Raw genomic sequence first — 26,773 nt, 5'->3', positions numbered from 1 at the left:
CGACCTGCTGGAACACTCTCGTCCACCTCCGCTGGCCGCGCCGGATCGCCCACCGGTCCCGGCGACCGGTTTCCGCCGCAATGTCACCACTTGCAACGTACCGACCGCGTGTCGCCGCCCGAACGGCGCACCTTCCGCGGGGGTCCAGCGCCTACTCTGGTGGGATGCAGCGGCGGATCTTTGGCATCGAGACCGAGTTCGGGGTCACGTGCACCTTTCACGGCCAGCGCAGGCTCTCGCCCGACGAGGTCGCGCGCTACCTCTTCCGGCGGGTCGTCTCGTGGGGACGCTCGTCCAACGTGTTCCTGTCCAACGGCTCCAGGCTCTACCTCGACGTGGGCTCGCACCCGGAGTACGCGACAGCCGAGTGCGACGACCTGACCCAGCTCGTCACGCACGACAAGGCAGGCGAGCGGATCCTCGAGGACCTCCTCGTGGACGCCGAGCGCAGGCTGGCCGACGAGGGCATCGGCGGCGACATCTTCCTGTTCAAGAACAACACCGACTCCGCGGGCAACTCCTACGGCTGCCACGAGAACTACCTGGTGACCCGTGCCGGGGAGTTCTCCCGGATCGCCGACGTGCTGCTGCCCTTCCTCGTCACCCGCCAGCTCATCTGCGGCGCGGGCAAGGTGCTGCAGACCCCGCGCGGCGCGGTGTACTGCCTCTCCCAGCGCGCCGAGCACATCTGGGAAGGCGTCTCCAGCGCCACCACCCGGTCCCGGCCGATCATCAACACCCGCGACGAACCGCACGCCGACGCCGAGCGCTACCGGCGCCTGCACGTCATCGTCGGCGACTCCAACATGGCCGAGCCGACGACGATGCTCAAGGTCGGATCGGCGCACCTCGTGCTCGAGATGATCGAGGCCGGGGTCCAGTTCCGCGACTTCACCCTCGACAACCCGATCCGCGCGATCCGGGAGATCAGCCACGACCTCACCGGACGCCGCCAGGTCCGCCTCGCCGGCGGGCGCGAGGCGTCCGCGCTGGACATCCAGCGGGAGTACCACGCCCGCGCCGTCCAGCACCTGAAGGAGAACGGGTCCACCCCCGCCAACGAACGCGTGGTGGAGCTGTGGGGCCGCGCGCTCGAGGCGGTCGAGGAGCAGGACTTCAGCAAGATCGACACCGAGATCGACTGGGCGATCAAGCACCGCCTCGTCGAGCGCTACCGGGCCAAGCACGACCTGGACCTGTCCAGCCCGCGCGTGGCCCAGCTCGACCTCGCCTACCACGACATCCGCCGCGGCCGGGGCATCTTCGACCTGCTGCAGCGCAAGGGACTCGTCCGGCGCGTCACCGACGACGGCGAGATCGAAGCGGCCAAGGACACCCCGCCGCAGACCACCCGGGCGAAACTCCGCGGCGACTTCATCGCGGCGGCCCAGGCGGCCGGACGGGACTTCACCGTCGACTGGGTGCACCTGAAGCTGAACGACCAGGCGCAGCGGACCGTGCTGTGCAAGGACCCGTTCCGGTCGGTCGACGAGCGCGTGGAACGGCTCATCGGCTCTCTGTAATTTCCGCGCCGGAACACCGGCTCGATGGTCGCGAGGGGCCCCTGAGGGAATCAGATTCCGTCAGGGGCCCTCTCCCGAACCTCCCTCGGCGTTCTCGCGGCGGGGTTGCGCGAGCGGTTCGGGCGCGGGAAAACGTTGCTGCGGGCGCATAAACCGACGAAAGTCGTCACCCGAGTGCGGCAGGATCTCCGCATGAGTGCGTTCCGGAGGGTCCTCGTCCTCATAGCGGTGTTGTCGATGTCCTTGGGCGGAGTCGCCGCGGCCTCTTCGCTGCCGTCGTGGCGGCTGCTGCCCACTGGCACCGCGGCGCAATTCCGCGGGCTCTCCGCGGTGAGCGAGCGGGTCGCGTGGGTCAGCGGCACCCAGGGCACCGTGCTGCGGACGGTCGACGGCGGGCACAGCTGGCGGCCGGTCGGTCCGCCGGACACCGGGAAGCTCGAGTTCCGCGACATCGAGGCCTTCGACGCCGACCACGCCGTCGTGCTGTCGATCGGGCCCGGTGCGGATTCCCGGATCTACCGCACCGACGACGCCGGGAAGCACTGGCACCAGACGTTCAGCAATCCCGATTCCGCCGCCTTCTACGACTGCCTCGCCTTCTTCGACCCGTGGCGCGGTCTCGCGATGAGCGACCCGGTCGACGGGAAGTTTCGCGTCCAGGCCACCTTCGACGGCGGCCGCAGCTGGAAGCAGCTCCCCGACGACGCTTTCCCGCCCGCCGAGCCCGGAGAAGCCGGATTCGCGGCCAGCGGCCAGTGCATCACCACGTCCGGACCGTTCGACGCGTGGCTGGCCACCGGCGGGGGTGCGCACGCCCGCGTCCTGCACTCCGGCGACGGCGGGCGGCACTGGACCGCGGCTGAAACCCCGTTGCCCAGCAGCGCGTCGGCCGGAGTGTTCGCGGTGGCGTTCCGTACGCCGTGGCAAGGCGTCGCGATCGGCGGCGACTACGCGAACCCGACCGCACCCGGCCCGGCGGTCGCGCTCAGCCATGACCGCGGGAGCAGCTGGCGCACGCCGCCGGAGCATCCCGCCGGTTACCGTTCCGGGCTCGCCTGGCGCGGCGGCACGGTGCTGGCCGTCGGACCGGGCGGGAGCGATCTGAGCCGCGACGGCGGACGGCACTGGACCTCCTTCGACAGCGGCAGTTTCGACACGGTCGACTGCACGTGGTCCGGCGCGTGCTGGGCCAGCGGAGCCAAGGGCCGCGTCGCGAAGCTGGTTCCGTAAGAGGGAACCCGTTCCGGGCAGGGAAGCCGCCCGGAACGGCGGTGCGTGACCGGACGCGCACGGCGGGTCCGTTCGGTCGCACGCGGGCTGACCAGGCGCGACGCGCGAGGGCTGGACCTGACGATCGCGCGCGGCCGGGAGAGCTAGAGTCGTCTGGTGTCCACCGCACGCGCCGAACGGCTGGTCAACCTCGTGCTGGCCCTGCTCTCCACCCGGCAGTACCTCACCGCGGAGCGGATCCGCGGGATCGTGCCCGGGTACGCCGACGCGGCCAGCGACGACGCCTTCTTCCGCACCTTCGAGCGGGACAAGACCGAACTGCGCGAACTCGGCATCCCGCTCGAAACCGGCCGCAACTCCGTCTTCGACCCGGTCGAGGGCTACCGCATCGCGCGCCGCGACTACGAACTCGGCGAGATCGACCTCGCCCCGGACGAGGCCGCGGCGGTCGGGCTCGCCGTCCGGCTCTGGGATTCGCCCGAGCTCACCGGACAGGCCCAGGGCGCGCTGGTGAAACTGCGCGCGGCCGGCGTCGAGGTCGACGACCAGGCCCCGACCGTGATCGAACCGCGGGTGCGCGCGGAACCGGCGTTCGCGCCGATGCTCGCCGCCGTCCAGGCCGGGCAGGCGGTCCGGTTCGAGTACCGGCGCAGCGGCTCGCCCGAACGCCGCATCCGCACGCTCGAACCGTGGGGCGTCGTGTCCTGGCGCGCCCGCTGGTACGTCGTCGGGCACGACCGCGACCGCGACGCGCCCCGCTGCTTCCGGCTCTCCCGCGTCACCGGAAAGGTCGCCGCGATCGGGAAACCGGGCGCGGTCGCGCGGCCCGAGGGCGTCAACCTCATGCAGCTCGTGTCGGTGACCGGCGGCAGCGAGGACCCGTCCCCGGTCACGACCGCCCGGCTTGTGGGTCGCCGACGGCCGCGCAGCCGGAGTCCGCCGCCGCGGCGACATCGTGGGCCGCGAAACCGTCGCGGGCGAGGAAGGCGACGTCATCGAGATCGGCCTGTACTTCCCGGAATCGGCCGCCGACTGGATCGCCGCGCAAGGCCCGGACGTGCTCGTCCTCGAACCGGACGTGCTCGCCAAATCCGTGCAGCACCGGCTCGAGGCCGTGCTCGCCCGCGCCGGGCAGGGGAGCGCCCGATGAGCGCCTCCGGCGAACGCATGCCGAGACTGCTCGCGCTCGTGCCCTACCTGCTGGCCCGCCCCGGCATCCGGATCGACGAGGCCGCGCAGGACTTCGACGTCACCCCGCGCCAGCTGCGCAAAGACCTCGAACTGCTGTGGATGTGCGGCCTGCCCGGCTACGGCCCCGGCGACCTCATCGACCTGTCCTTCGAAGGCGACACCATCGTCGTCACCCACGACGCCGGGATGAGCCGCCCGCTGCGCCTCACCGGCGGCGAGGCCACCGCGCTGCTGGTCGCGCTCCGCGCGCTCGCCGAAACCCCGGGCGTGGCCGACGGCGACGCGGTCCGCCGCGCCATCGCCAAGATCGAGGACGCCGCCGGGCAGGCCCGCCCGGCCGGAGTCGTCGTCGGGGGAGGAGTGCGCGAGGGAGCCCGCGCCGCCCGCACCCGCGAGACCGTCTCCGGCGCGCTGCAGGACGGCCGCGCGCTGCGGATGCGCTACTACACCGCCTCGCGCGACCAGATCACCGAACGCACCGTCGACCCGATGCGGCTCGTCATCGTCCAAGGCGTCGGCTATCTCGAAGCGTGGTGCCGCCGGGTCGAAGGCGTCCGGCTCTTCCGCCTCGATCGGGTGGACGCGCTCACCGTATTGGACGAACCCGCAGCTCCGCCCGCCCACGCGCGGCCCACCGACCTGTCCGACGGGGTCTTCTCCGCCCGTCCCGATCAGCGGGTCGCCCATCTCGTGCTCGACCCCGACGCGCGCTGGGTCGCCGAGTACTACCCGTGCGAGGAACTCGACGAGCTCGACGGCGGGCGGCTGCGCATCGCGATGCGCTACAGCGACGAGCCCTGGATGGTCCGCCTCGTGCTCAGCCTCGGCGGGGAAGCCCAGGTGGAGAGCCCCGCCACACTCGCCGAGGCTGTCGGTCGCCGGGCCGCCGACGCGGTGGCGCGTGCCCGTCACCTCATGTCCATCTCCGACCGATAAGGTGGTTTCAGTGCCGTACCTGCCCGTCTATGTGCTGCTCGCGGCCGGCCTGCTCGTCCTGGCCCTGCTGCTGGTACGGACCGCCGGAGTCTTGCGCCGCTTCCGCCGCACCATGAGCATGGTCAGTGCGGACACCCACGACCGGACCGGACTCCTCCGGGCCCGGTCCGCGGCACTCCGTGTGGCCGTGGCCGAACGCCGCCCGGCGACCGGCAACAAGTAACATCAGCACAGACCCCAGACAAGGAGGGCAGACGACCATGAACGCGCTGCAGCCGTGGCACATCATCGTTCTGGTGCTCGTGGTGGTTCTGCTGTTCGGAGCGAAGCGGCTCCCGGACGCGGCCCGGTCCATCGGCAAGTCCATGAAGATCTTCAAGGCCGAGACCAAGGACCTGACCGGCGAACAGAAGGCCGAAGCCGAGGCCGAGCCCGCCGACACCCGGCACATCGCCCCTCCCGCGCCCGCGCAGACCGCGCAGGACAAGCAGGTCGCCGACCTCCAGCGCCAGCTCGACGAACTGAAGAAGCAGCAGGCGGCATCGGCCGACCAGCCGCAGAAGAACGCGAGCTGACCCTCCGCGCGCACCACCCGGTCCCCGGTCCACGGCGGCGCGCCGGTGCGGCGCGCCCCGGCGGGCTCTGACGAGAACGGAACGACCAGTGGCGGAAGCCGCCAACGGCAACGGCAGCCGGTCCAGCAAGCGGAGCCGGCGCAGCCGTCGGAAAAACCCCGACGGCACGATGACGCTCATCGAGCACATCTACGAGTTCCGCCGCCGCCTCGGCTGGGCGGTCGTTTTCGTCGTCATCGGCGCGATCTTCGGGTTCATCTGGTTCGGCCAGCGGTTCGGGCCGATCCCGTCGCTCGGCGACATCATGACGCACCCGTACTGCGCCATCCCGAAGGAACAGCGGTTCGGCGGCGAAACCGGCTGCCGCCTGCTGCAGACGGTCCCGTTCGAAGTCTTCATGCTCCGCCTGAAAGTCGGCGTCGCCGCGGGCGCGGTCCTGCTGTCCCCGGCCTGGCTGTACCAGCTGTGGGCGTTCATCGCCCCCGGCCTCTACGCCAAGGAACGCAAGTACGCGCTCACCTTCGTCGGCTTCGCCTCGGTGCTCTTCGCCGCCGGCGCGGTACTGGCCTACCTGCTCGTCCCGCACGCCCTCGCCCTGCTCGCCGGGTTCGGCCAGGACCAGTTCGTCACCGCCCTCACCGGCGACAAGTACATCTCGTTCATCCTGTCGCTGCTGGTGATCTTCGGCGTCAGCTTCGAACTGCCGCTGCTCGTCGTGATGCTCAACCGCGTCGGCGTGCTCAAGTACCAGCAGCTCAAGAAGTGGCGCCGCGGCATCGTATTCGCGCTGTTCGTGTTCGCCGCGTTCGCCACCCCCGGCTCGGACCCGTTCTCGATGCTCGGCCTCGCCGCCGCGCTCACCCTGCTGTTCGAGATCTCGATCCAGATCGCCCGCTTCCACGACCGCAAGCTCGACCGCGTCCGCCAGGACGAGGGCTGGGACCAGCTCGCCGACGACGAGGCCGCGCCGTTCCACTACACGCCGAGCACCGCCGACGGCGAGGAACCGGCCGCGCAGAAACCGGCGTCCGGCCGCGGCGGCTCGACCGACGACATCACCTGACCGTGGGCCTGAACGCAGCACTGGCCGTGCACCCGGCCTCCGGCCGCGGCGCCGCGGCCCGCCTCGCCGAAGCGGTCGCGGCACGGCTCCGGCCCGCCGTCGACCGGCTCGACCTCCTCACCGCCACCAGCGTCGAGGAATCCCGCGCGCTCATGCGGTCCTCGCACGCCGAGGGCCTCGACGTGCTGATCGTCCTCGGCGGCGACGGAGCGGCCCACCAGGGCGTCCAGTTCTGCGCCGACCACGGCGTCGCGCTCGGCCTCGTCCCCTCCGGCACCGGCAACGACTTCGCCCGCGCCCTCGGCGTCCCGGCCGACCCGCGCGCCGCCACCGACGCCCTCGCCAAAGCCCTGCAGGCCGGGCACCGCCGCAGCGTCGACCTCGGCCGCGTCGGCGACACCTGGTTCGCCACCGTGCTGTGCGCCGGATTCGACGCCGCCGTCAACGCCCGCGCGAACGCGATGCGCTGGCCCGCCGGACCCCGCCGCTACGACCTCGCGATCCTCGCCGAACTCGCCGCGTTCAAGCCCAGCCCGATCGTCGTGCACACCGACGAAGGCACCTTCTCCGGGGACACGAGCCTGATCGCCGTCGGCAACACCCCGTACTACGGCGGCGGCATCCCGATCTGCCCGGACGCCGACCCCGGCGACGGCCTCTTCGACGTCACCGTCATCGGCGCCCCCGGCCGCGCCCGCCTGCTCCGGATGCTGCCGCAGCTGCGCACCGGCGAACACGTGCACAAGCCCAGCGTCGAAACCTTCCGCACCCGCACGCTGCGCATCGAAGCACCCGGCTGGCCGGTCTACGCCGACGGCGAGGACCAAGGTCAGGCACCGGTCGAAGCGACCTGCGTGCCCTCCGCGCTCATGGTCGTCGCGCCCCCGCGGTGACCGGCGGCACGCCGCGTGCGGAATGTCGGGGGCATGTGGAACCCTGACGGGGTGGCCACTAGCCCTTCACCATCGCCGGCCGAGGCCTACGCTGCCTCCCGTCGCCGCGCCAAGCACCCCCAGCTGACCCGGTTTTCCGCCGAATCGGCCTTCGAATTCGACGATTTCCAGATCCGCGGCTGCGAAGCGCTCGAAGAGGGCCACGGCGTCCTGGTCTGCGCCCCCACCGGGGCGGGCAAGACCGTGGTCGGCGAGTTCGCCGTCCACCTCGCCCTCGCCGAGGGCCGCAAATGCTTCTACACCACCCCGATCAAGGCCCTGTCCAACCAGAAGTACGCCGACCTCGTCGAACGCTACGGCAACGACGCCGTCGGCCTGCTCACCGGCGACACCTCGATCAACGGCAACGCCCAGGTGGTCGTCATGACCACCGAGGTGCTGCGCAACATGCTCTACGCGGGCAGCTCCGCCATCCCCGAACTCGGCTACGTCGTCATGGACGAGGTCCACTACCTCGCCGACCGCTTCCGCGGCGCGGTCTGGGAGGAAGTGATCCTCCACCTGCCCGAGCACGTCCGCGTCGTCGGCCTGTCCGCCACCGTCAGCAACGCCGAGGAATTCGGCGAATGGCTCGTCGAGGTCCGCGGCGACACCACCGTCGTCGTCGACGAGCACCGCCCGGTCCCGCTGTGGCAGCACATGCTCGTCGGCAACCAGCTGCTCGACCTGTTCGCCGGCCAGAACGAGGCCGACCCGGGAGAGCAGCTGCGGATCAACCCCACGCTGCTGCGCAAAACCGACGACATGGGCCGCTTCGCCCCCAACTTCCGCGGCCCGCGCGGAGGCCGCCGCGGAGGACCGCCGCGCGGACCGAGGTTCCGGCCGCCGTCACGCGTGGACGTGGTCGAACGGCTCGACCACGCCGGCCTGCTGCCCGCGATCGTGTTCATCTTCTCCCGCGCCGGCTGCGACGCGGCGGTCGCCCAGTGCGTCCGCTCCGGCCTGCGGCTCAACGGCCCCGAACAGGTCGAGGAGATCCGCCGGATCGTCGACGAGCGCACCGCTGAGCTGCCCGAGGGCGACCTCGGCGTCCTCGGCTACTGGGAATGGCGCGAGGCGCTGGAGCGCGGCTTCGCGGGCCACCACGCCGGGCTGCTGCCCGCGTTCAAGGAAACCGTCGAGGAGCTGTTCGTCCGCGGCCTGGTCAAAGTCGTGTTCGCGACCGAAACCCTCGCGCTCGGCATCAACATGCCCGCCCGCACCGTCGTGCTCGAACGGCTCGTGAAATACAACGGCGAGGCGCACGTCGACCTCACCCCGGGCGAATACACCCAGCTCACCGGCCGCGCCGGCCGTCGCGGCATCGACATCGAAGGCCACGCCGTCGTCGCCTGGCAGCCCGGCGTCGACCCGAAGGCCGTCGCCGGTCTCGCGTCCACCCGCACGTACCCGCTGCGCTCGTCGTTCCGCCCCGGCTACAACATGGCGGTCAACCTCGTCGCCCAGGTCGGCGCGGACGCCGCCCGCGACCTGCTGGAACAGTCGTTCGCGCAGTTCCAGGCCGACCGGTCGGTCGTCGGCACCGCACGGCGGATCGAACGAAACAAGGAAGCCCTCAAGGGCTACACCGCCGCGATCTCCGGCGACTTCGACCAGATGCTCGAGTACGTCGAACTCCGCGCGCAGATCTCCGCCCGCGAGAAGACCCTGTCGCGGCAGAACACCTCCTCCCGCCGCGCCGAGACCGCCCAATCGCTGGAGAAACTGCGCAAGGGCGACGTCATCCCGGTCCCGGCGGGCCGCCGCGCCGGGCTCGCCGTGGTCGTCGACCCCGGCCTCGACCCGATCCGCGAACCCCGGCCGGTCGTCGTCACCGAGGACCGCTGGTCCGGGCCGCTGTCGGTCGCCGACTTCCCGGCCCCGGTCGAAGCCCTCGGCCGGATCAAGCTGCCCAAGCACATCGAACTGCGCTCGCCCAAGACCCGCCGCGACATCGCCTCGTCGCTGCGCAACGCCGGCATCGCACTGCCCGGCCGCCAGCGCCGCCGCACCGCGGCCGCAGACGACGCCGAACTCGCCTCGCTGCGCCGCGCCCTGCGCGCCCACCCCTGCCACGGCCTCGCCGAACGCGAGGCCAACCTCCGCTGGGTCGAGCGCTACCAGCGGCTGTCGGCCGAAACCGAACAGCTCGAACGGAAGGTCGCGGCCACCACGCACTCGCTGGCCCGCGCGTTCGACCGGATCCTGCGGCTGCTCGGCGAACGCGGCTACGTCCGCCCCGGCGACGGCGAGGACCGCGTCACCGAACACGGCCGCCGCCTCACCCGCCTCTACAGCGAATCCGACCTGCTCGCCGCCGAATGCATCCGGCACGGCGTCTGGAACGGCCTCGGCCCGGCCGAACTCGCCGCCGTCGTGTCCACCCTCGTGTTCGAAGCCCGCCGCGACACCGCCGGCGAACCCCGCCTGCCCGGCGGCGCGGTCCCCGGCGCCTGGCAGGAAACCAGCAGGCTGTGGGTCGAACTCACCGAGGACGAACGCCGCCACCGCCTCGACCGCACCCGCGAACCCGACGCCGGGTTCGCGTGGCCGGTCTACCGCTGGGCGCGCGGCGAATCCCTGGAGAAGGTCCTCACCGCGGCCGAGACCAACGGACAGGAACTGTCCGCGGGCGACTTCGTCCGCTGGTGCCGCCAGGTCATCGACCTGCTCGACCAGGTCCGCGACGTCCTCGGCAAGGAGGACCCGGTCGGCGCGGCGGCGGCGCAGGCGGTCCGGGCGCTGCGCCGCGGCGTGGTGGCGGCGGGCGCGGCGTGAGCGCGAGGGCACACCTTGGTAGCGACTGCGCGCGGACACGTGTGCCAGGTCCGGACCTGTGGTTGGATCGCGCACGACACCCGCGGCCCGGCCGGCGGATGCGGACAGACGAAGGCGGAGGCTAACGATGAGCACGCCGTATGGCGGCAACGACCCGCGGCAGCAGCCCCAGTACGGGCAACAGCCCTACGGCCAGGACCCCGGCTACGGGCAGCAGCCGGGCGGCGCGTACCCGCAGAGCGGGCCGCAGCAGCAGCCGTACCCGCCCCAGCAGTACGGCCAGCAGCCCTACGGTCAGGACCCGAACTACGGCCAGCAGCCCGGCGGCTACCCGCAGCAACAGCAGCCGCAGCAGCCCCAGTGGGGACAGCAGCCGCCGCAGTACGGGCAGCAGCCGCCCTCCTACGGCCAGCAGCAGCCCTACGGCGATCCGCAGCAGCAACAGCAGTACGGCGGCCAGCAGCCCGGCCAGTACGACTACGGCCAGTCCGGCGGGGCCGCCCCGGAATCCTCGGGCGGGTCGAAGAAGGGCCTGTTCATCGGGATCGGCGCGCTCGTCGTCGTGGTGGCCGTCGTGGCGATCCTCGGCTTCGTCGCGCCCGGCTTCTTCAAGACCCAGGTCTTCAACAACAACCAGATGCAGACCGACGTCGCGAAGCTGCTCACCGACACCTACAAGATCCAGGGCGTCAGCGGGGTCACCTGCCCGGCCGAGCAGAAGGTGGAGGACGGCGCGAAATTCGAGTGCACCGCCACCATCAACGGTAAACCCCAGCAGGTCCCGATCACCGTCAAGGGCAACGACGGCAACTACGAGGTCTCGCCGCCCGCGGCCAAGTGACGCCCCGCAATTCAGTGGCGGGCACGCGGCCGCTCCCGCAATGATCGGGGCATGAGCGACCGCACCGTCCGCATCCTCCGTCCCGACGAGCAGCGCGCGGCCTGGGACCTGTTCCGGGCCGCGCTGCACGTCCAGCCCGGCACCGACGAGGAATGGGACCGCGTCTCCGCGGCCTACGAGGCCGAACGCAGCTGGGGCGTCTTCGAACCTGACCTGGTCGGCACCGCCCGGTCCTTCGCGGCCGAAATGGTCGTCCCCGGCGGAAAACGGCTCCCGCTGGCCGCGGTCACCGGCGTCGGCGTCCGCGCCGGACGCACCCGCCGCGGCGTGCTCAGCGCGCTGCAGGCCGCGCAACTGGGCGACCTCGCCGAACGAGGTGTTGCGCTCGCGCTGCTGCACGCGTCCGAGGGCGCGATCTACGGCCGCTACGGCTACGGCGTCACGACCCTCGCGAGCCAGGTCGTGGTGAAGAAGCACCGGGCGCAATTGCGCCCCGATGTGCCCGCCGGGGGAGAAGTCACCGTGCTCGGCATCGACGAGGCCGCCCCGCGATGGCCGGAACTCTATGCCGCGACCGCAACCGGCCACGTCGGCGCTATGACCCGGCCGGAGATCTACTGGCCGGGGTTCGAAGGGCACCTGCGCCGCCGCGCGAAGCTCGTCCAGACCGCCGTGCACCGCGGCCAGGACGGCACCGACGGCTACGTGATCTACCACGTCGAAGAAGGTGCCGCGCACGACAACGGCAAGCTGCAGGTGGTGGAGTTCAGCTACGCCAACCCGGCCGCGTTCGCCGGGCTGTGGCGGTTCCTGCTTTCGGTCGACCTGGTCGACGAGATCGTGCTCCCGATGCGCCCGCTCGGCGAACCGCACGCGCTGCTGTTCACCGACCCCCGAATGGCGAAAACCGAAAGCATCGACGACGAGAGCTGGCTCCGGCTGGTCGACGTGCCCGTCGCGCTCGCCGCCCGCACCTACGGAGCGGCCGAACCCGTCGTCATCGAGGTGGCCGACCGGTCGCTGCCCGCCAACGACGGCCGCTACCTCGTCGGACCCGACGGCGCCTCCCGCACCGACGCGGAACCCGCGCTGCGGCTCTCCGCGGACACCCTCGCCATGCTCTACTTCGGAACGTGGCGAGCCTCAGCGCTTGCGGACACCGGCCGGATCGAGGTGTTCGACCCGGCCGCGCCCGAAGCCGCCGACGTTCTCTTCGGCACGCGCGAATCGGTGTGGTGCGGTACGTTCTTCTGACCGTTGACCAGACGTTTCGCGCAGAGGAGCGGGGTTTGATGCGCGCCGTGCGGGTGCTGTTGTTGTGCGGCCTGGGAATGCTCGCCGCCGCGGGCTGCGACAGCGGCACACCCCCGCCCCCGGCCCGCACCGTCACCGTCACGCCGGACAGCCCCGCCGAGCCGGGCGTCGCGTCGTCCTCGGCGGCGGCGCCCAGCTCTTCCTCGGCGATGCGCGTGTTCGACTCCCGGGTGATGGCCACGGCCGTCACCCGGCTCCTCACCACCGACTACAAACTCGCGAACGTCGGCGCGGTGTCCTGCCCGGACCGGCAGCCCGTCGCCGACGGCTCGCGCTTCCAGTGCACTGTGGACATCGCGGGCACGACGAAACACGTCCCCATCACGGTGACCGGCGCGGACGGCAAGTACCGCGTCGATCCGCCCCAGTGACTCGGCCGCGTTAAATCCGATAGCCGCGCGGCCGCGGGAATTGGTTGAATCGGGACATGAGCGACTACGTGGTACGCCAGATCACCGACGACGAAAGCCGCGCGACTTTCGACCTCCTGGTGCGGTCCCTGCACGGAAACCCGCCCTCGGACGAGCGCTGGGCCCGGGTCGGCGATTCCTGGAAGGCCGACGGCCGCACCGGGGCGTTCCACGACGGCGAACCCATCGGCATCGCCAGTTCCTTCGCCACCGAGCTCGCCGTCCCCGGCGGCGCCACCGTGCCGATGGCCGCGGTCGACGGCGTCGGCGTCGGCGTCCGCGCCGATTGGACCCGCCGCGGCGTGCTCACCGCGATGATGGACCGGCAACTGCACGACTTCGTGGAGCGCGGCCACGTCGTCGCCGCGCTGCACGCGAGCGAAGCGCTGATCTACGGCCGCTTCGGCTACGGCGTCGCGACCCGCATGGCCACCCTGCAGCTCAAGCAACCGGCCCCGCTGCGCGAAACCGTCGCCGCCCCCGGCCGCGTCCGGCTGCTCTCCGCCGACGACGCGATCGCGACGATTCCCTCGCTGTACCAACGGATCGACACCGGCCGCCCCGGCCGGATCGCCCGCCCGGAACTCTGGTGGCCGATCGCGTTCAACTGGCACCTCCACCCCGACGGCGGCAACCACCGCGTCGCTGTCCACAGTGGACCGGACGGCGACGACGGCTTCGCCGTCTTCCACGTCGTGCCGCAGAACAGCTACCTCGACCCGGAACGCGGCGCCGCGCTCGAAGTCCACGAACTGCACGCGGCGTCGCCGGAAGCACTGGCCGGACTGTGGCGGTTCCTGCTGTCGGTCGACCTGATCGAGGTCGTGCACGCGCGCTGCCGTCCGGTGGACGACCCGGTGGGCCTGCTGCTCGTCGACCCGCGCCGGGCGCACACCGTCGCCGTCGACGACGAACTCTGGCTGCGGTTGATCGACGTCCAGGCGGCGCTCGCGGCCCGCGCGTACGGCTCCGCGGAACCCGTTGTGCTGGAAGTGAACGACCGGATGCTGCCGGACAACCGCGGCCGGTACCGCGTCAGCAGCAACGGGGTCGAGCGCACCGACGCCGACGCCGATCTGCAGCTGGACGTGGACACGTTGGCGATGCTGTATCTCGGCGCCTGGGAAGCCGCGCCGCTCGCGTTGTCCGGCCGGATCACCGGCGCGACCGCGGAAACTCTCGCCCGGGTGGACGCGCTGTTCCGGACCGGCACGCAACCCTGGACCGGCACGCACTTCTGATCCTCAGGGAGGGTTCCGCCGCGGGCTGGAACCCTCCCTGGCAAGTCAAGCTCCGGGCAGTGCTGCCAGCAGGCGCTCCACCGAACGGCCCAGGTTCCACCGCTCGGCCAGCTCCGCCACCCGATCCGGATCGGCGGGCGCGGACGGCACCGCATCCGGCCCGGACTGCACCACCGGCGCGTCCACCGCGACCCGCACCACGGTCGGTGCGACAGCCAGGTAATCCGCGGCGTCGGACAGCCGCAGCCGGGTCTTCAACGGCACCCGCGAATCCCCGGCCGAGGCCGCGGCGACGAGTTCCTCCAGCGAACCGAACTGCGTGATCAGCTTCGCCGCGGTCTTCTCGCCGATCCCCGCCACGCCCGGCAGCCCGTCCGACGGGTCGCCGCGCAACGCGGCCATGTCCGCGTACGCGGGTCCGGCGTGCTCGGCCGGAACGCCGTACTTCTCGGCGATTTCCCGCTGCCCCAGCACTTCCGCCTTCGCCCAGCCCTTCCCGACGTACACCACCGACGTCGGCGTCGGCTCCTCGCGCACCAGCTGGAACAGGTCCCGGTCGCCGGTGATCACCTCGACCGGCGCGTCCTTCTCCCGCGTCGCGAGCGCGCCGATCACGTCGTCCGCCTCGTAGCCGTCCGCCTCCGCGACGGCGAACCCGAACGCCTCCAGCACTTCCAGGATGATCGGCACCTGCGGAGTCAGCGTGTCGGGCACCTCCTCGACGTCCGCCCCGCCGTCCCCGGGCTCCGCGACCCGGTGCGCCTTGTAGCTCGGCAGCAGATCGGTGCGGAACTTCGGCCGCCAGTCCGCGTCGAGACAGGCGACCAGCCGCGACGGACGACGGTCGGTCAGGATGCGCGCGATCGTGTCGGTGAACCCGCGCACGGCGTTGACCGGCGTCCCGTCGGGCGCGGTCATCGAATCGGGCAGCGCGTAGAACGAGCGGAAGTAGAGGCTCGCGGAATCGAGGAGGGCGAGTGGTCCGGTCACCCGCACAGCCTGCCACGTCCGGCCCGGATCGACCCGAAAGCGGCACCGGGCGCGTCCGCTCCTGCGACGGCCGAAGCCCGTGAAGGACTCCTTGAGGGAATCTGATTCCCCCAAGGAGTCCTTCACGGACGGCAGCCCGCACGCGGCTTCGGCGAGGTGGCCGGGGCGGCACGCCGGTTCGGGAGGACGGGCGGGCCGCGCCGCGACGCCGGTACTAGGCTCGGCGTCATGTCGAGCCGATCCCTCCACACGCCCGCTCCCGACGCCGCCGCGCTCCGCGCCCGTCTCGACCGCGCCGCGAAAGCGGCCGCCGCCGCGAACACCGGCGCGCTGCTCGTCGCGCCCGGTTCGGACCTGCGGTACCTGCTCGGCCAGGCGGGCGGTTCGTTCGAGCGGCTGACCACTCTCGTCGTGCCCGCCGACGGCACTCCCGCGCTCGTCGTGCCCAAGCTCGAGGCCCCCGGTTACGCCGGCGTGCCCACCGACGACCTCGGCGTCGACGTGCTCACCTGGGTCGACGGCGACGACCCCTACCGGCTCGTCGCCGACCGGCTCGGCAAGCCCGGCCGGATCGCGGTCAGCGACTTCACCCCGGCGCTGCACGTGCTCGCGCTGCGCGCCGCGTTCGGCGACGCCGAGCAGACCCTCGCCGGACCTATCGTGCGCGAACTGCGGATGCGCAAGGACGCCGCCGAGATCGACGCCCTCCGCAAGGCGGGCGCGGCGATCGACCGCGTGCACGCGCGGATGGGCGAATGGCTGCGCGCCGGCCGCACCGAAGCCGAGGTCGGCGCGGACATCACCGCCGCCATCGTCGAAGAGGGCCACACGCACGCCGACTTCGTCATCGTCGGCTCCGGCCCCAACGGCGCCAGCCCGCACCACGACGTGTCCGAGCGCGTCATCGAACGCGGCGACGTCGTCGTGATCGACATCGGCGGACCGGTGCCCGAGGGCTACAACTCCGACTCCACCCGCACCTACTCGATCGGCGAACCCCGCGACGCCGACGTCGCCGAGACCTACGCCGTGCTGCAGCGCGCGCAGCAGGCCGCTGTCGACGCGGTCCGCCCCGGCGCCACCGCCGAGAGCATCGACCAGGCCGCGCGCGACGTCATCGACGCCGCCGGATTCGGCGAGTACTTCATCCACCGCACCGGCCACGGCATCGGCCTCGACGTGCACGAGGAGCCCTACATCATCAAGGGCAACGTGCTGCCGCTCGAGGCAGGCATGGCCTTCAGCGTCGAGCCCGGCATCTACCAGCCCGCCCGCTGGGGCGCCCGGATCGAGGACATCGTGCTCGTCACCGACTCGGGCGTCGAGCCGGTGAACACCCGGCCGCACGAACTGGTCGTGCTGGACGCATGAGCGCAGCCTTCCGGCGAACCATCGCCGCCGCCTCCCGACCGGCCCGTGCGCGACTCCTCGCGGAGGTGGCGGCATGAGCGGACCGCTGGAACCGCTCGACCAGGCGATCGTGCAGGAACTCGCCGCCGACGGGCGGCGCAGCTTCACCGACCTCGCCGAACGGGTCGGGCTGTCGGTCTCGGCGGTGCACCAGCGGGTGCGCCGCCTCGAACAGCGCGGCGTCATCCTCGGCTACACCGCCCGGCTCGACGGCGAGCAGATCGGCCTCCCGCTCACCGCGCTGATCTCGCTCACCCCGAACGACCCGGCCGCGCCCGACGACTACCCGCAGCGGATCCAGCACATCACCGAGATCGAGTCCTGCTACTCGGTGGCCGGCGACGAGTCCTACATCCTGCTGGTGCGCGTCGCCTCGCCGCTCGGCCTCGAAGACCTGCTCCGGCGGATCCGGGAGGCGGCGAAGGTGTCCACCCGGACGACGGTCGTGCTGTCCACGCCGTTCGAGGGCCGGTCGCCGACGTTGTGAGAGCTTCCGGAGCGGTGGGAGTGGTACGGTAAATGGTATGGCAACACGTAAGGTGACACTCTCGCTCGACACCGGTGCGCTCGAGTACGCCGAGCGGGCCGCGAAAGCACATGGGATCTCGGTCTCGTCCTGGCTGTCCAAGGCGGCCCGGCGCGAGGCGGTTCGGACTGGGTATACCCCGCAGCGGGCTCCGGTCACCCCATCGGCGGAAGCGGATGAGGCGGAGCGGGCGGCTGCGGAGAAGGAGATGCGTGCGCAGGGGTGAGGTTTGGACTTACCACCCGCCTACTGATCCTGCTCGGCAGCGGACTGTCGTTCTGCTGTCTTCGGACGGGGTGAACGAGTCGGAGCGGCCTTGGTTGCTCGGGACTGAGTTGCTGGACCGGGATCCGCAGGACATTCTCGGGGTTGCGGTGGATGCCCGGTATTGGGTGTCTACGTTGAATCTCACGCGGTTGTACCGGCCTTGGCTGGCGGAGCGGATCGCGGAGGTTGACGGGGAGGTTCAGGAGCAGATCGATGTGGCTTTGAGGGCTGCGTTGGATTTGTGAGTCTCTTTTGTTTCGGCTCGTCGCCTGGCGGCGACATTGCGCCCACATGGTTGCGTGGGGCACCCCGAAGCTTGATTGTGATGACGGACGGCGGGTGCTTGTCAAGGCGGGAAAGATGCCTTGACAAGCACCCGCCGTCCGCATTTTGGCTTCGTATCGGGGTGCGGGGGAGGGGCTGGGTGCCTCGCTCGTTGGATGCATTGGCTGCGGTTTCGGGCGCGTGGGTTGGGTGCGTGGCTGTGTTGGGTTCGGCGGGCGGCGGTTGGGGTGGGGTTAGCGCCCCAATGTGGCATTGGGTGCGTGGGACGCACCGAACGCCGCATTGGGTGCATCTGACGCACCCAATGCCGCATTGGGGCGCATTCCTGGCGGGCGGAGCGGGCGGGCCGTGAAGGGCTCCTTGAGGGAATCTAGGTCCGTGAAGGGGTCCCTCACGTACGCCGCCGGAGGGTCGTGAGGGGAACCCTGAGGGAATCAGAGTCAATGAGGGTGGCCCTCACGCAAACGCAGGTGGGGGAGGGTCAGCTCACGGGTTCTGGGATGGCGTGGAGTTTTCCGTCTGGGCCTGCCAGGCAGGAGGCGTTTCCTCGTTGCGTCGTGAGGAAGTCCGTGAGGCAGTCGGCGATGGCGGCGTGTCCGGCGGCGTTGGGGTGAAAGGATTCCTGCAGTGCGTGCGTCGCCCGGTCGACTTGGGTCAGGTCGTTCAGGTGCAAAGTCAGGCGGGTGAACCATTCCGTGGCCGGGTTCGGGCCGCCGGAGCAGGCTTCGTGGTTTTCGCCTGCTCGGGCCAGATCCAGGAAACGGGCGCCGGATTGGGTGGCTGCTTGTTTGATTCCTGCGGACAGGGTGCTGATTCCCGTGGTCGAAATCCACTGCAGGTCGTCGGTGCGGAAGGGGCAGCCGTTGAGGCTTTGCAGGTCTGCTGGGATGTCCGGGCCGACCGGGGTGGCGTAGGACTGGAGCACCAGCTGGTAGTCCGCGGGGACGTAACCGGCGTTGGCCAATACCTTTTTCACGTCGCCTACTGCGTTCGCCACCTTCGGGACCATCGCGTCCACTTTGGACTTCCAGCTCTGCTTCAGTGCGACGTTGCAGGACGGGCCGTCGGCGGAGAACCAGGCCTTGAAGCATTCGCTGACTTGGGCGGAGAACTTCGGGTCGTCGTTCGCGCCCACTGCGATGACCACCGCGGCTACCCGGTGGTCTTTCACCACGTCGGCCAGTTGGGCGGCTTGCGAGCGTTCGCCCCACTGTTTGGCGTCGCCCAGGGCGACTTGGGCGGCGGGGGCGCCGGAGCAGGCCAGGTTGACCCGGGCGGTGATGCCGGGGATGCGGACCTTCTGCACGAAGGCCGCCGACGAGCGGTGGCACCAGTCGCCGTTTCTGCCGTCGGTGTCGGGGCTGTAGGCGCCGGCGCCTTCGCCCGACACGGTGCTGTCGCCCATCGACACGATGGTCAGCGGGCCGCGGCCGGGCGGGCCCTGGCGCGGAAAAGGCTGTCCTGGCCTGCTCTCGGTGCCGAAAAAGACGAAGAAGCCCACGAGCACAGCTACGCAGGCGAGGACCAGCGCCCCCCACCACCACCGGAATCGTCGCATCGCTCGCCAAGTCTAGCGAGAACCCGGACGGCCTCGTCAGGGTCGGCAGGGGGTGCGACGCGGGTCACCGGGCTGCGAGCGTCCACTGTGGACCCACGACCTCATTCTCCTGCCCAGATCGGGGGCTTGCGGTGGGTCCACGGGGCGGCCTGTTCCAGCTGTCCGGCCAGGCGGAACAGCAGGTCCTCACGGCCGAAGGCGGCGGTGAACTGCATGCCGATCGGGAGTCCTTCGTCCTCGGCCAGCGGGACGGACATCGACGGAACCCCTGAAACGTTCGCGGCCGCGGTGTAGGGGGAGCGGTCCAGGAGGCGGTCCAGCCAGCCGAGGCCGTCCAGTTTGTCTGCGCCTTCGCCGTACACGCCCAGCGGGACCGGCGGCTCGGGCAGCGTGGGGGACAGGAGCAGGTCGTAGCGGGCGAAGTGGCGGGCGAAGGTTCGTGACACCTGGTTCCGGATCGCCAGGGCGCGGACGAACTCGTCGGCGGTGACCTGGCGGCCGTAGCGGTAGCTGGCGAGGGTGACCGGTTCCAGGGTGGTGTCGTCGACCGGGCGGCCGGTCGCGGCGGCGATGCCGTCGATCCACGGGGCCAGGTTCGCGGTCCACATCCGGGCGTTGCCGAGGACGAATTCCTCCCAGGAGACGCCTAGGGCCAGCTGGGTCTCTTCGATTTCGTGGCCCAGGGATTCGAGCAGGCGCATCGTCGCGGACAGGGCGGCGGAGACCGGCTCGGTCGGCTGGCGGCCGCCCCAGGGCTGGCGCAGGACTGCGATCCGGAGGCGGCCTGGATCCGTCGCGACCTCCGCGGCGTAGGGGCGCTCGGGGCGCGGGGCGAAGTACGGGTCGCCGGGTTCGGGGCCTTCGATCAGGTCCAGCAGGACGGCGCTGTCGCGGACGCTCCGGCTCAGGCTGCCTTGCACGGCCAGGCCGCTGAACACCTCGTCGGCGCCAGGGCCGTGCGAAATCCGGCCGCGGGTCGGTTTCAGGCCGAACAATCCGTTGCTGGAAGCGGGAACTCGGATGGAACCCGCGGCGTCGGTGGCGTGGGCGAGGGGGACGATTCCGGCGGCGACCGCCGCGCCGGAACCGCCGCTGGAGCCGCCCGCGCTTCGGTCAGGGGACCACGGGTTGCGGGTCGCGCCGTAGAACTCCGGTTCGGTGGTGGTGCTGTAGGCCATTTCCGGCGTGGTGGTGCGACCGATGGTCACCAGACCGGCTTCGCGGAAGCGGCGCATCAGGAACGAGTCTTCGGGCGACACGGCACCGGCGGCCAGGCGGCTGCCGAGTTCGCTGCGTTTGCCCGCCATGGTGACGCCGAGGTCCTTGATCAGGAACGGCACGCCCGCCAAGGGTGCGGAGCCGGGGGCGTCCTCGGGCGGCCAGGTTTCCACTACGGCGTTGATCTGCGGGTTCACCGCTTCGACCGCCCGGGCGGCCGTGTCGGCGACCTCGGCCGCGGTCACCTCGCCGCGAGCGATCAGCTCTGCCAGGCCGACCGCGTCGCAGCTCGTGTATTCGGAGATTTTCACCAGCACGTCCTTCGTGAGACTCATCCGTATTGAATGATACCGATCGGTATCACCGGAGACGGTTGTGTACCGTAGCCGGGACGAACCGGATTGCCAACCCCCCTGGGAAGAACCGATGACGAGCACCTCCGCCCGGCGGCCGACGCGGGTCGCGACCTTGCCGCCTCGCGAGCGGATCCTCGACGCGGCCGAGGAGCTGTTCCTCAACGAGGGCGTCGTGCGGGTCGGGGTCCAGGCGATCGCGGACCGCGCCGGGACCACGAAGATGGCGATCTACCGGCACTTCGGCACCAAGGACGCGCTGATCGCGGAATGGCTGCGGATCGTCGTGCACGACTACTCGGCCGCCTTCGACGCGGCCGAACAGGCGCATCCGGACGATTACGCGGAGCAGATCCGCGCGGTCGGGCGGTTCATCGTCGACGGGCTGCCCGACTTTTCCCATCGCGGCTGCCCGTTCACGAACTCGGTCGCCGAACTGCCCGATCCGGACCATCCCGCGCGGCGGCTGATCAGCGAGCACAAGACCCGCCAGTTCGGCCGGCTCCGGGCGATGTGCGCGGGGCTCGGGCTGCCCGACCCGGAGCTCGGCGCGGCGGAGCTGACGTTCGCGATGGAGGGGGCGCAGATCGCGGTGCAGAACGGCGGCGTCGAGAACGTCGGCGCGCACCTGACGAAGATCGTCGAGGGCGTGATCAGTCGCGGGAAGCCGGGCTGAGAGCGGCGCGTTTTCGGTGCAGCAGAAGGCGTTCCGCCTCGTTCGAGACCAGCCGGAGAGCGGCGTCGTAGGACTCGACGGCTTCGCCGGTCCGGCCTAGGCGGGCCAGCAGGTTGGCTCGGACGGCGTGGAAAAGGTGCCGGTTGCCGAGGTCCAGACCGTCCACAATGGTCAGTGCGGCGGCCGGGCCTTCGACCTCGGCGACCGCGACGGCGCGGTTCAGCGCGACGACGGGGGTCGGCGTCAGGGCGAGCAGCTGGTCGTAGAGGGCGAGGATCTGCACCCAGTCGGTGCCGTCGCTGTGCACGGCGTTGATCGCGGCCTGGATCTGGTACGGGCCCGGGCGGTCGAGCCGCAGGCAGCGGCGGACGAGGTCCTGGCCTTCGGCGATCAGCGTCCAGTCCCAGCGAGCGCGGTCCTGCTCAGGCAGCAGCACGGGGATTCCGTCGGCGTCGACCCGGGCCGCGCGGCGTGATTCGGTGAGCAGTTGCAACGCGAGCAGGCCCAGCACCTCGGGTTCGCCGGGCAGCAGGGCGGCCAGGACCCGGGTCAGGCGGATCGCTTCGGACGCCAGGTCCGGGCGGGTGAGGTCGGTGCCGCTGCTGGCGGTGTGGCCTTCGGTGAAGATCAGGTAGAGCACGGCGAGGACGGCGTCGAGCCGGGCCGGGAGGTCGGCCGCGTCGGGTACGCGGTAGGGGATTCGGGCGGCGCGGATTTTCGCTTTCGCGCGCACAAGCCGTTGTGCCAGCGTCGGTTCCGGGACCAGGAACGCGTGCGCGATCTCCGCGGTGGTGAGGCCGCCCAGCAGACGCAGGGTGAGGGCGACCCGGGCGGCGGAGCCGAGGGCGGGGTGGCAGCAGGTGAAGATCAGCCGCAGCCGTTCGTCGGGCACCGCGCCCTCGTCGAACGGTTCGCTCGCGTGCAGGAGCGCGGCCTGCGCGTGGCGGTCGGCGCGGGTGGATTCGCGGCGGAGGCGGTCGATGCCGCGGTTGCGGGCGGTGGTGACGAGCCAGCCGGCGGGACTCGGCGGGAGGCCTTCCGCGCGCCATTTCACCGTGGCGATCGCGCAGGCCTCCTGGACGGCGTCCTCGGCGAGGTCCAGGTCGCCGAAGACCCGGGCCAGCACGGCGACCGCGCGGCCGTGCTCGGCGCGGAAGACCCGCTCGAGCACGGCCGCCGGGATCACTGGAACTCCCGGACTTCCACCGGCAGCGTGGTGATCTCCGAGATCCGCCGCGCCCACTCGGTCGCGGCCTCCGGGCCGGGCGCGGTCACGACGGTGAAGCCGCCGAGGTGTTCCTTGCCTTCGGCGAACGGGCCGTCGGTGCACAGGACGTCGCCGCCGGACGCCCGGACCACCTTCGCGGCTGCCGCCGGACGCAGCCCGCCCGAGAACACCCAGACTCCTTTCGTCTTCATCTCGTCGGTGACCGCTTCGAGGCGCGCCGCGATGTCCGCCAGCACCTCGGGATCCGGGGTTCCGCCGTCGGGTTGGCAGATCCCGAGCAGGTACTGCGGCACGGCTCCTCCTCGGCTCAGCGTTGCCGGGCCGGCCGCACGATCATCTCGCTGACGTCCACGTCGGCCGGCTGGTCGAGAGCGTAGGCGATGGCGTCGCCGATCGCTTTCGGGTCGATGGCGTCCTTGCGGTAGATCCGCATGAACTCCTGCGTTTCCGGGTCGCTGATCGTGTCCGCCAGCTCCGAGGTCACGACGCCGGGGGAGACCGTGGTGACGCGGATCGACGGGTCGCATTCCAGCCGCAGGCCCTCGGTGATCGCCCGCGCCGCGTATTTCGTGCCGCAGTACACCGCGGCGGTCGGCGTGACCTGGTACGCGCCGATCGACGCGATGGTGACGAAGTGGCCGCGGCGCTGGCGGGTGAAGTGCGGCAATGCCGCGGCGATGCTGTGCAGCAGGCCCCGGACGTTGACGTCGATCATCCGGTCCCATTCCTCGACAAGTCCGGCGTCCAGCCGGGACAACGGCATCACCCCGGCGTTCGCGACGAACGCGTCGATCTCGCCGTGGTCGCGCACCGCGCGGTCGACGAACTCGGCGACGTCGGCCCGGTCGGTCACGTCGAGACGGTGGACCTCGATGCCGTCCGCGCTGGCGGCGAGTCGTGCGAGCCGGTCTTCGCGGCGCGCACCGGCGATCACGCGCCAGCCGTCCGCGGCGAGCCTGCGGGCGGTGGCCTCGCCGATTCCGCTGCTGGCACCGGTGATCAGGACAGTCTTGCTCATGCGGATTCCGTAAGTTGTTGGGCGGTCCGGGAGGGCCGGATGTGGCTGATGCGGTCTTGCCCTTGGTGGCTGCGAAGGAGTGGCCGTCCGGCTCTCCGGGGCACCCTGGCTGCTGATTGAGATGCGCGTGCTGATCGCTGTTTACGGAGACGACGGCGGGGTGTTCCTCGGGCCGATGGTCGATCGAGCAGTTCGAGGAGACGTGTTTGAACGAGCAACGCACCCGTGCCTGGGCAGGGATCGACGCGGGCAAGGCCCACCACTGGGCGGCAGTGGTCGACGACACCGGGACCACGCTGTGGTCGCGCAAGATCGTCAACGACGAGGCGGCGATCCTCGACGCCCTGGCCGACATCCTCGGCCTGGCCGGGCAGGTGTCCTGGGCGATCGACATCGCCGGCACCGCCTCCGCGCTGTTGCTGGCCTTGCTTGCCGCCCACGGCCAACAGGCCGTCTACGTGCCCGGCCGCACCGTCAACCGGATGACCGGCGCCTACCGGGGCGAAGCGAAAACCGACGCGCGCGACGCCTACGTGATCGCTGAAACGTCCCGTGTCCGCAAGGATTTCGCGATGATCGACGTGCCCGCGCAACTCGCCGCCGACCTGGCCCTGCTCACCGCGCACCGCAGCGATCTGGTCGCCGACCGGGTCCGGTTGATCAACCGGTTGCGTGATGTGCTCACCGGCGTCAGCCCCGCCTTGGAACGCGCGTTCGACTACTCCGCGCACAAAGGCGCCCTGGTGTTGCTGACCGGCTATCAGACCCCGGCCGCGATCCGCCGGATCGGCCAGACCCGGCTGACGGCCTGGCTGGTCAACCGCAAGGTCCGCGGCGGCGAGGCTGTCGCCGTGACCGCGCTGTCCGCTGCTCGATCCCAGCACACGACCCTGCCCGGGGAGCACGTCGCCGCGACGATCGTGGCCGAGCTGGCCCGCCAGATCCTCGCCCTGGACGACCGGCTCACCGCGATCGAGACCCAGATCCGCGATACGTTCCGCGCGCACCCGCAGGCGGAGATCATCGAGTCGATGCCCGGCATCGGCCCGATCCTCGGGGCGGAGCTGGTCGTGGCCGCGGGCGACCTGGCCGCCTACGCCGACGCGGGGCGCCTGGCCTCGGCCGCTGGTTTGGTGCCGGTGCCGCGGGATTCGGGCCGCCGCACCGGAAACCTGCACCGTCCCAAGCGCTACAGCCGCCGACTGCGCCGGGTGTTCTACCTGTCCGCACAATCCAGCATCATCCGCGACGGTCCCAACCGCGACTTCTACCTCAAAAAACGAGGACAAGGACTCAAACACGTCCAAGCCGTCATCGCACTCGCCCGCCGCCGGGTCGACGTATTGTGGGCACTGCTGCGCGACAACAGGGTGTTCACCCCCGCCCAGCCCGTCACGCAGTCGGCTTGACAAACTCATTGAGACTCCTTCGGGAAGTCGGCGGACAAGGTGACGTCGCGCCAGTCGTCGAACGTCTTGCGGAGGGTGTCGAGGCGCGCGGTGGCGATGTCGTAGGCGGCTTGGCCGAGCAGCAGGCGCAGCGGCGGTTCGGCGGAGGCGACCGCGTCGATGACCGCCGTCGCGGCGCGGTCCGGGTCGCCCGGCTGCTTGCCGTAGGTGGCGAGCGTCGAGGTGCGGCGGGCGCCCGCGGTGCCGGCGTAGTCGTCGATGCGGATCGCGGATTCCCGCATGGACGGGCCCGACCAGTTGGTGCGGAACGCGGCCGGTTCGACGATCGTGACGCCGATGCCGAGCGGACCGACCTCCGCGGCGAGCGATTCGCTGAAGCCTTCGACGGCGAACTTGGTCGCGTGGTAGTAACCGGTCGCGCCGAAGGCGGCCAGTCCGCCGAGCGACGAGACCGAGACGATGCGCCCGCTGCGGCGGGCCCGCATTCCGGGCAGGACGGCGCGGGTGAGCGCCATCAGGCCGAATACGTTCGCCTCGAACAACGCGCGGATCTCGGCGTCTTCGCCCTCTTCGACGGCGGCGAGGTAGCCGTAGCCGGCGTTGTTGACGAGGACGTCGATCTGGCCGAAGACACGGTGTGCCTCGGCGACCGCTTCGGTGATCTGCTGCGGGTCGGTCACGTCGAGCGCGACCGCCAGCGCACGTCCGGGATGCGCGGCGACGAGGTCCGCGACGCGTTCGGGATCGCGGGCCGTGACGACCGCGCGCAGGCCGCGTTCGAGAACGGCGGTCGCGAGTGCGCGGCCGAGGCCGGTGGAACACCCGGTGATCAACCAGACGGGTGCATTGTTTTCAGACATGGCTCTGCCCCTGAAGGAATTCGGTAATTGCGGAAAATGCGTCAGCGGTGCGGGCGGTCCCCGGCGGCGAGGCTGCCGAGCAGTCCCAGTGCGGCCTCCGACGGACTGCCCGGATCCGCTTGGTACACCACGAGTTGCTGGCCGGGAGCGCTGTTCACGGTCATCGATTCGTAGTGCAGGGTGAGCATTCCGACCAGCGGATGCCGGAACCGTTTCGATTCGTGCGTTTTCTGCCGGAGCTCGTGGCGCGCCCACAACCGGCGGAAATCGGCGCTCTTGAGCGACAGCTCGCCGACCGCCGCGATCAAGAGCGGATCGTCCAGATCGGTGCCCGCCGCCGACCGCAGTCCGCCGACCGTGTTCACCGCGACCCGCTCCCAATCCGGGTAGAAATCGCGGGCGTCGGGGTCGAGGAACGCGAGCCGCAGCAGGTCGCCGCTGTGCTCGTGGCCGGCGAACAGCGCTTCGCCGAGCAGATTCGACGCGAGCACGGTCATGCACCGCCCGAGCACGACTGCGGGAGTCTGCGGCCACGCGTCCATCAGCTGCACCAGCCGCGGACTGACGCGTTCCTTGGCGGGCCGTCGCTTAGGCCGCTTCGGCCGGGCCAGCGAATGCAGGTGGGCGAGCGCCTCGTCGTCGAGTTGCAGCGCCCGGCCGAGCGCGTCGACGACCTGCGCGGACGGGGTGCGCTCGCGGCCCTGCTCGAGCCGCACGTAGTAATCGGTGCTCACCCCGGCCAGCTGCGCGACCTCCTCCCGGCGCAGGCCGCTGACCCGGCGCCGGGTGTCGGCGAGCAGATCCGCGTCCGCCGGGACGGTGGTGCCGCGCCGGGCCCGCAGGAACTCGCCGAGGAGGTTGCTGTCGCTCATGCACCCAGGCTAGATCGCGCGCGGCGACCGCGGGGCACGGAAAGGGGGTGTGGTTCTCCCACCCTGTGC

At 71.1% G+C, this 26,773-nt stretch carries 26 protein-coding genes and 1 pseudogene; 19 read left to right on the top strand and 8 right to left on the bottom strand.

The features are described from left to right. Positions 1–164 precede the first annotated feature (164 nt). From pafA to DMP23_RS18065, 13 genes and pseudogenes are all read left to right on the top strand, one after another. Positions 165–1,523, top strand: coding sequence for a Pup--protein ligase (gene pafA / locus DMP23_RS18125; RefSeq protein ID WP_037806466.1), 1,359 nt, complete (start codon positions 165–167; stop codon positions 1,521–1,523). Between the two features lie 192 nt (positions 1,524–1,715). Beyond that, positions 1,716–2,753: a WD40/YVTN/BNR-like repeat-containing protein gene (locus DMP23_RS18120; RefSeq protein WP_134668488.1), complete on the top strand. Its 1,038-nt coding sequence runs from the start codon at positions 1,716–1,718 to the stop codon at positions 2,751–2,753. 156 nt (positions 2,754–2,909) lie between these two features. Continuing rightward, positions 2,910–3,903, top strand: a pseudogene (locus DMP23_RS18115) (helix-turn-helix transcriptional regulator). After that, the gene (locus tag DMP23_RS18110) at positions 3,900–4,880 is read left to right on the top strand and encodes a helix-turn-helix transcriptional regulator (protein ID WP_134731985.1); all 981 of its coding nucleotides are present in this window, start codon (positions 3,900–3,902) and stop codon (positions 4,878–4,880) included. The pseudogene DMP23_RS18115 and the gene DMP23_RS18110 overlap by 4 nt, the downstream one beginning before the upstream one ends. Positions 4,881–4,890: 10 nt before the next feature. Then, positions 4,891–5,103, top strand: coding sequence for a bacteriophage holin (locus DMP23_RS18105; protein ID WP_037806458.1), 213 nt, complete (start codon positions 4,891–4,893; stop codon positions 5,101–5,103). 37 nt (positions 5,104–5,140) lie between these two features. Further along, complete coding sequence (gene tatA / locus DMP23_RS18100) at positions 5,141–5,455, top strand: Sec-independent protein translocase subunit TatA (protein ID WP_037806457.1); 315 nt, start codon at positions 5,141–5,143, stop codon at positions 5,453–5,455. 88 nt (positions 5,456–5,543) lie between these two features. Beyond that, positions 5,544–6,518, top strand: a complete 975-nt coding sequence (gene tatC, locus DMP23_RS18095; protein WP_336158800.1) for a twin-arginine translocase subunit TatC — start codon at positions 5,544–5,546, stop codon at positions 6,516–6,518. A 2-nt stretch (positions 6,519–6,520) separates the two neighbouring features. Then, on the top strand, positions 6,521–7,411 hold the full coding sequence (locus tag DMP23_RS18090) for a diacylglycerol/lipid kinase family protein (RefSeq protein WP_337821802.1): 891 nt from the start codon (positions 6,521–6,523) through the stop codon (positions 7,409–7,411). A gap of 51 nt (positions 7,412–7,462) precedes the next feature. Beyond that, the gene (locus DMP23_RS18085; protein ID WP_037806816.1) at positions 7,463–10,228 is read left to right on the top strand and encodes a DEAD/DEAH box helicase; all 2,766 of its coding nucleotides are present in this window, start codon (positions 7,463–7,465) and stop codon (positions 10,226–10,228) included. Positions 10,229–10,355: 127 nt separating this feature from the next. Continuing rightward, a complete protein-coding gene (locus DMP23_RS18080) occupies positions 10,356–11,069 on the top strand; it encodes a DUF4333 domain-containing protein (protein WP_337821801.1) in 714 nt (237 codons plus the stop codon). A 51-nt stretch (positions 11,070–11,120) separates the two neighbouring features. After that, positions 11,121–12,323, top strand: a complete 1,203-nt coding sequence (locus DMP23_RS18075; protein WP_337821800.1) for a GNAT family N-acetyltransferase — start codon at positions 11,121–11,123, stop codon at positions 12,321–12,323. A 38-nt stretch (positions 12,324–12,361) separates the two neighbouring features. Next, the gene (locus DMP23_RS18070) at positions 12,362–12,754 is read left to right on the top strand and encodes a DUF4333 domain-containing protein (RefSeq protein WP_134731991.1); all 393 of its coding nucleotides are present in this window, start codon (positions 12,362–12,364) and stop codon (positions 12,752–12,754) included. 56 nt (positions 12,755–12,810) lie between these two features. Further along, positions 12,811–14,034, top strand: a complete 1,224-nt coding sequence (locus DMP23_RS18065; RefSeq protein ID WP_337821799.1) for a GNAT family N-acetyltransferase — start codon at positions 12,811–12,813, stop codon at positions 14,032–14,034. Positions 14,035–14,079: 45 nt separating this feature from the next. Here DMP23_RS18065 and DMP23_RS18060 read toward each other — a convergent pair whose 3' ends face one another. Further along, positions 14,080–15,024 carry a 5'-3' exonuclease gene (locus DMP23_RS18060; protein ID WP_337821798.1) on the bottom strand — a complete coding sequence of 315 codons (945 nt, stop codon included), beginning with the start codon at positions 15,022–15,024 and terminating at the stop codon, positions 14,080–14,082. Between the two features lie 228 nt (positions 15,025–15,252). Between DMP23_RS18060 and DMP23_RS18055 the strand changes: the two genes are divergently transcribed. The 4 genes from DMP23_RS18055 (at position 15,253) to DMP23_RS18040 (ending at position 17,472) form a co-directional block, all read left to right on the top strand. Further along, positions 15,253–16,395: a M24 family metallopeptidase gene (locus DMP23_RS18055; RefSeq protein ID WP_337821797.1), complete on the top strand. Its 1,143-nt coding sequence runs from the start codon at positions 15,253–15,255 to the stop codon at positions 16,393–16,395. 73 nt (positions 16,396–16,468) lie between these two features. Next, positions 16,469–16,921, top strand: a complete 453-nt coding sequence (locus tag DMP23_RS18050; protein WP_009078207.1) for an Lrp/AsnC family transcriptional regulator — start codon at positions 16,469–16,471, stop codon at positions 16,919–16,921. 37 nt (positions 16,922–16,958) lie between these two features. Next, entirely contained in the window at positions 16,959–17,186 is a 228-nt protein-coding gene (locus tag DMP23_RS18045; protein ID WP_101439894.1) for a hypothetical protein, read from the top strand. After that, a complete protein-coding gene (locus tag DMP23_RS18040; RefSeq protein ID WP_037806447.1) occupies positions 17,173–17,472 on the top strand; it encodes a hypothetical protein in 300 nt (99 codons plus the stop codon). Before DMP23_RS18045 ends, DMP23_RS18040 begins: the two co-directional genes overlap by 14 nt. 521 nt (positions 17,473–17,993) lie before the next feature. Here the strand turns inward: DMP23_RS18040 and DMP23_RS18035 are convergent. Together DMP23_RS18035 and DMP23_RS18030 are read right to left on the bottom strand one after the other, a co-directional pair. Further along, the gene (locus tag DMP23_RS18035) at positions 17,994–19,070 is read right to left on the bottom strand and encodes a GDSL-type esterase/lipase family protein (protein ID WP_051728554.1); all 1,077 of its coding nucleotides are present in this window, start codon (positions 19,068–19,070) and stop codon (positions 17,994–17,996) included. Positions 19,071–19,171: 101 nt separating this feature from the next. Then, positions 19,172–20,623, bottom strand: coding sequence for an amidase (locus DMP23_RS18030; protein ID WP_337821796.1), 1,452 nt, complete (start codon positions 20,621–20,623; stop codon positions 19,172–19,174). A 91-nt stretch (positions 20,624–20,714) separates the two neighbouring features. Between DMP23_RS18030 and DMP23_RS18025 the strand changes: the two genes are divergently transcribed. Next, positions 20,715–21,317, top strand: a complete 603-nt coding sequence (locus DMP23_RS18025; protein ID WP_275291069.1) for a TetR/AcrR family transcriptional regulator — start codon at positions 20,715–20,717, stop codon at positions 21,315–21,317. Here DMP23_RS18025 and DMP23_RS18020 read toward each other — a convergent pair. From DMP23_RS18020 to DMP23_RS18010, 3 genes are read right to left on the bottom strand one after another with little or no spacing between them, the layout of a single operon-like run. Next, positions 21,295–22,503 carry an RNA polymerase sigma factor gene (locus DMP23_RS18020; protein ID WP_337821795.1) on the bottom strand — a complete coding sequence of 403 codons (1,209 nt, stop codon included), beginning with the start codon at positions 22,501–22,503 and terminating at the stop codon, positions 21,295–21,297. The genes DMP23_RS18025 and DMP23_RS18020 overlap by 23 nt on opposite strands. Next, complete coding sequence (locus DMP23_RS18015) at positions 22,500–22,838, bottom strand: YciI family protein (RefSeq protein WP_043830390.1); 339 nt, start codon at positions 22,836–22,838, stop codon at positions 22,500–22,502. Before DMP23_RS18015 ends, DMP23_RS18020 begins: the two co-directional genes overlap by 4 nt. Before the next feature lie 14 nt (positions 22,839–22,852). After that, positions 22,853–23,563, bottom strand: a complete 711-nt coding sequence (locus DMP23_RS18010) for an SDR family oxidoreductase (RefSeq protein WP_037806440.1) — start codon at positions 23,561–23,563, stop codon at positions 22,853–22,855. Positions 23,564–23,769: 206 nt separating this feature from the next. On the opposite strand from DMP23_RS18010, the gene DMP23_RS18005 reads away from it, so the two are divergent. Then, positions 23,770–24,972 (top strand): IS110 family transposase, encoded by a 1,203-nt coding sequence (locus tag DMP23_RS18005; RefSeq protein ID WP_337821794.1) that lies wholly within the window; start codon positions 23,770–23,772, stop codon positions 24,970–24,972. Positions 24,973–24,977: 5 nt separating this feature from the next. Here DMP23_RS18005 and DMP23_RS18000 read toward each other — a convergent pair whose 3' ends face one another. Both DMP23_RS18000 and DMP23_RS17995 read right to left on the bottom strand, forming a co-directional pair. Next, the gene (locus DMP23_RS18000; protein WP_337821793.1) at positions 24,978–25,832 is read right to left on the bottom strand and encodes an oxidoreductase; all 855 of its coding nucleotides are present in this window, start codon (positions 25,830–25,832) and stop codon (positions 24,978–24,980) included. A 41-nt stretch (positions 25,833–25,873) separates the two neighbouring features. Further along, positions 25,874–26,704: a helix-turn-helix transcriptional regulator gene (locus tag DMP23_RS17995; protein WP_337821792.1), complete on the bottom strand. Its 831-nt coding sequence runs from the start codon at positions 26,702–26,704 to the stop codon at positions 25,874–25,876. Positions 26,705–26,773 lie beyond the last annotated feature (69 nt).

The sequence above is a fragment of the Amycolatopsis sp. A1MSW2902 genome (assembly GCF_017312175.1).
Taxonomy (GTDB): domain Bacteria; phylum Actinomycetota; class Actinomycetes; order Mycobacteriales; family Pseudonocardiaceae; genus Amycolatopsis; species Amycolatopsis nivea.
Note: the sequence above shows the minus strand (reverse complement) of the source record. Positions and strands in the feature narration are given on the sequence as shown.

Excerpts from the sequence above, each read along its gene's own strand:
- pafA (WP_037806466.1), top strand. The coding sequence starts at position 165 with ATGCAGCGGCGGATCTTTGGCATCGAGACCGAGTTCGGGGTCACGTGC.
- DMP23_RS18120 (WP_134668488.1), top strand. The coding sequence starts at position 1,716 with ATGAGTGCGTTCCGGAGGGTCCTCGTCCTCATAGCGGTGTTGTCGATG.
- DMP23_RS18110 (WP_134731985.1), top strand. The coding sequence starts at position 3,900 with ATGAGCGCCTCCGGCGAACGCATGCCGAGACTGCTCGCGCTCGTGCCC.
- tatA (WP_037806457.1), top strand. The coding sequence starts at position 5,141 with ATGAACGCGCTGCAGCCGTGGCACATCATCGTTCTGGTGCTCGTGGTG.
- DMP23_RS18080 (WP_337821801.1), top strand. The coding sequence starts at position 10,356 with ATGAGCACGCCGTATGGCGGCAACGACCCGCGGCAGCAGCCCCAGTAC.
- DMP23_RS18075 (WP_337821800.1), top strand. The coding sequence starts at position 11,121 with ATGAGCGACCGCACCGTCCGCATCCTCCGTCCCGACGAGCAGCGCGCG.
- DMP23_RS18070 (WP_134731991.1), top strand. The coding sequence starts at position 12,362 with ATGCGCGCCGTGCGGGTGCTGTTGTTGTGCGGCCTGGGAATGCTCGCC.
- DMP23_RS18065 (WP_337821799.1), top strand. The coding sequence starts at position 12,811 with ATGAGCGACTACGTGGTACGCCAGATCACCGACGACGAAAGCCGCGCG.
- DMP23_RS18055 (WP_337821797.1), top strand. The coding sequence starts at position 15,253 with ATGTCGAGCCGATCCCTCCACACGCCCGCTCCCGACGCCGCCGCGCTC.
- DMP23_RS18050 (WP_009078207.1), top strand. The coding sequence starts at position 16,469 with ATGAGCGGACCGCTGGAACCGCTCGACCAGGCGATCGTGCAGGAACTC.
- DMP23_RS18045 (WP_101439894.1), top strand. The coding sequence starts at position 16,959 with ATGGCAACACGTAAGGTGACACTCTCGCTCGACACCGGTGCGCTCGAG.
- DMP23_RS18035 (WP_051728554.1), bottom strand. The coding sequence starts at position 19,070 with ATGCGACGATTCCGGTGGTGGTGGGGGGCGCTGGTCCTCGCCTGCGTA.
- DMP23_RS18030 (WP_337821796.1), bottom strand. The coding sequence starts at position 20,623 with ATGAGTCTCACGAAGGACGTGCTGGTGAAAATCTCCGAATACACGAGC.
- DMP23_RS18025 (WP_275291069.1), top strand. The coding sequence starts at position 20,715 with ATGACGAGCACCTCCGCCCGGCGGCCGACGCGGGTCGCGACCTTGCCG.
- DMP23_RS18010 (WP_037806440.1), bottom strand. The coding sequence starts at position 23,563 with ATGAGCAAGACTGTCCTGATCACCGGTGCCAGCAGCGGAATCGGCGAG.
- DMP23_RS18000 (WP_337821793.1), bottom strand. The coding sequence starts at position 25,832 with ATGTCTGAAAACAATGCACCCGTCTGGTTGATCACCGGGTGTTCCACC.
- DMP23_RS17995 (WP_337821792.1), bottom strand. The coding sequence starts at position 26,704 with ATGAGCGACAGCAACCTCCTCGGCGAGTTCCTGCGGGCCCGGCGCGGC.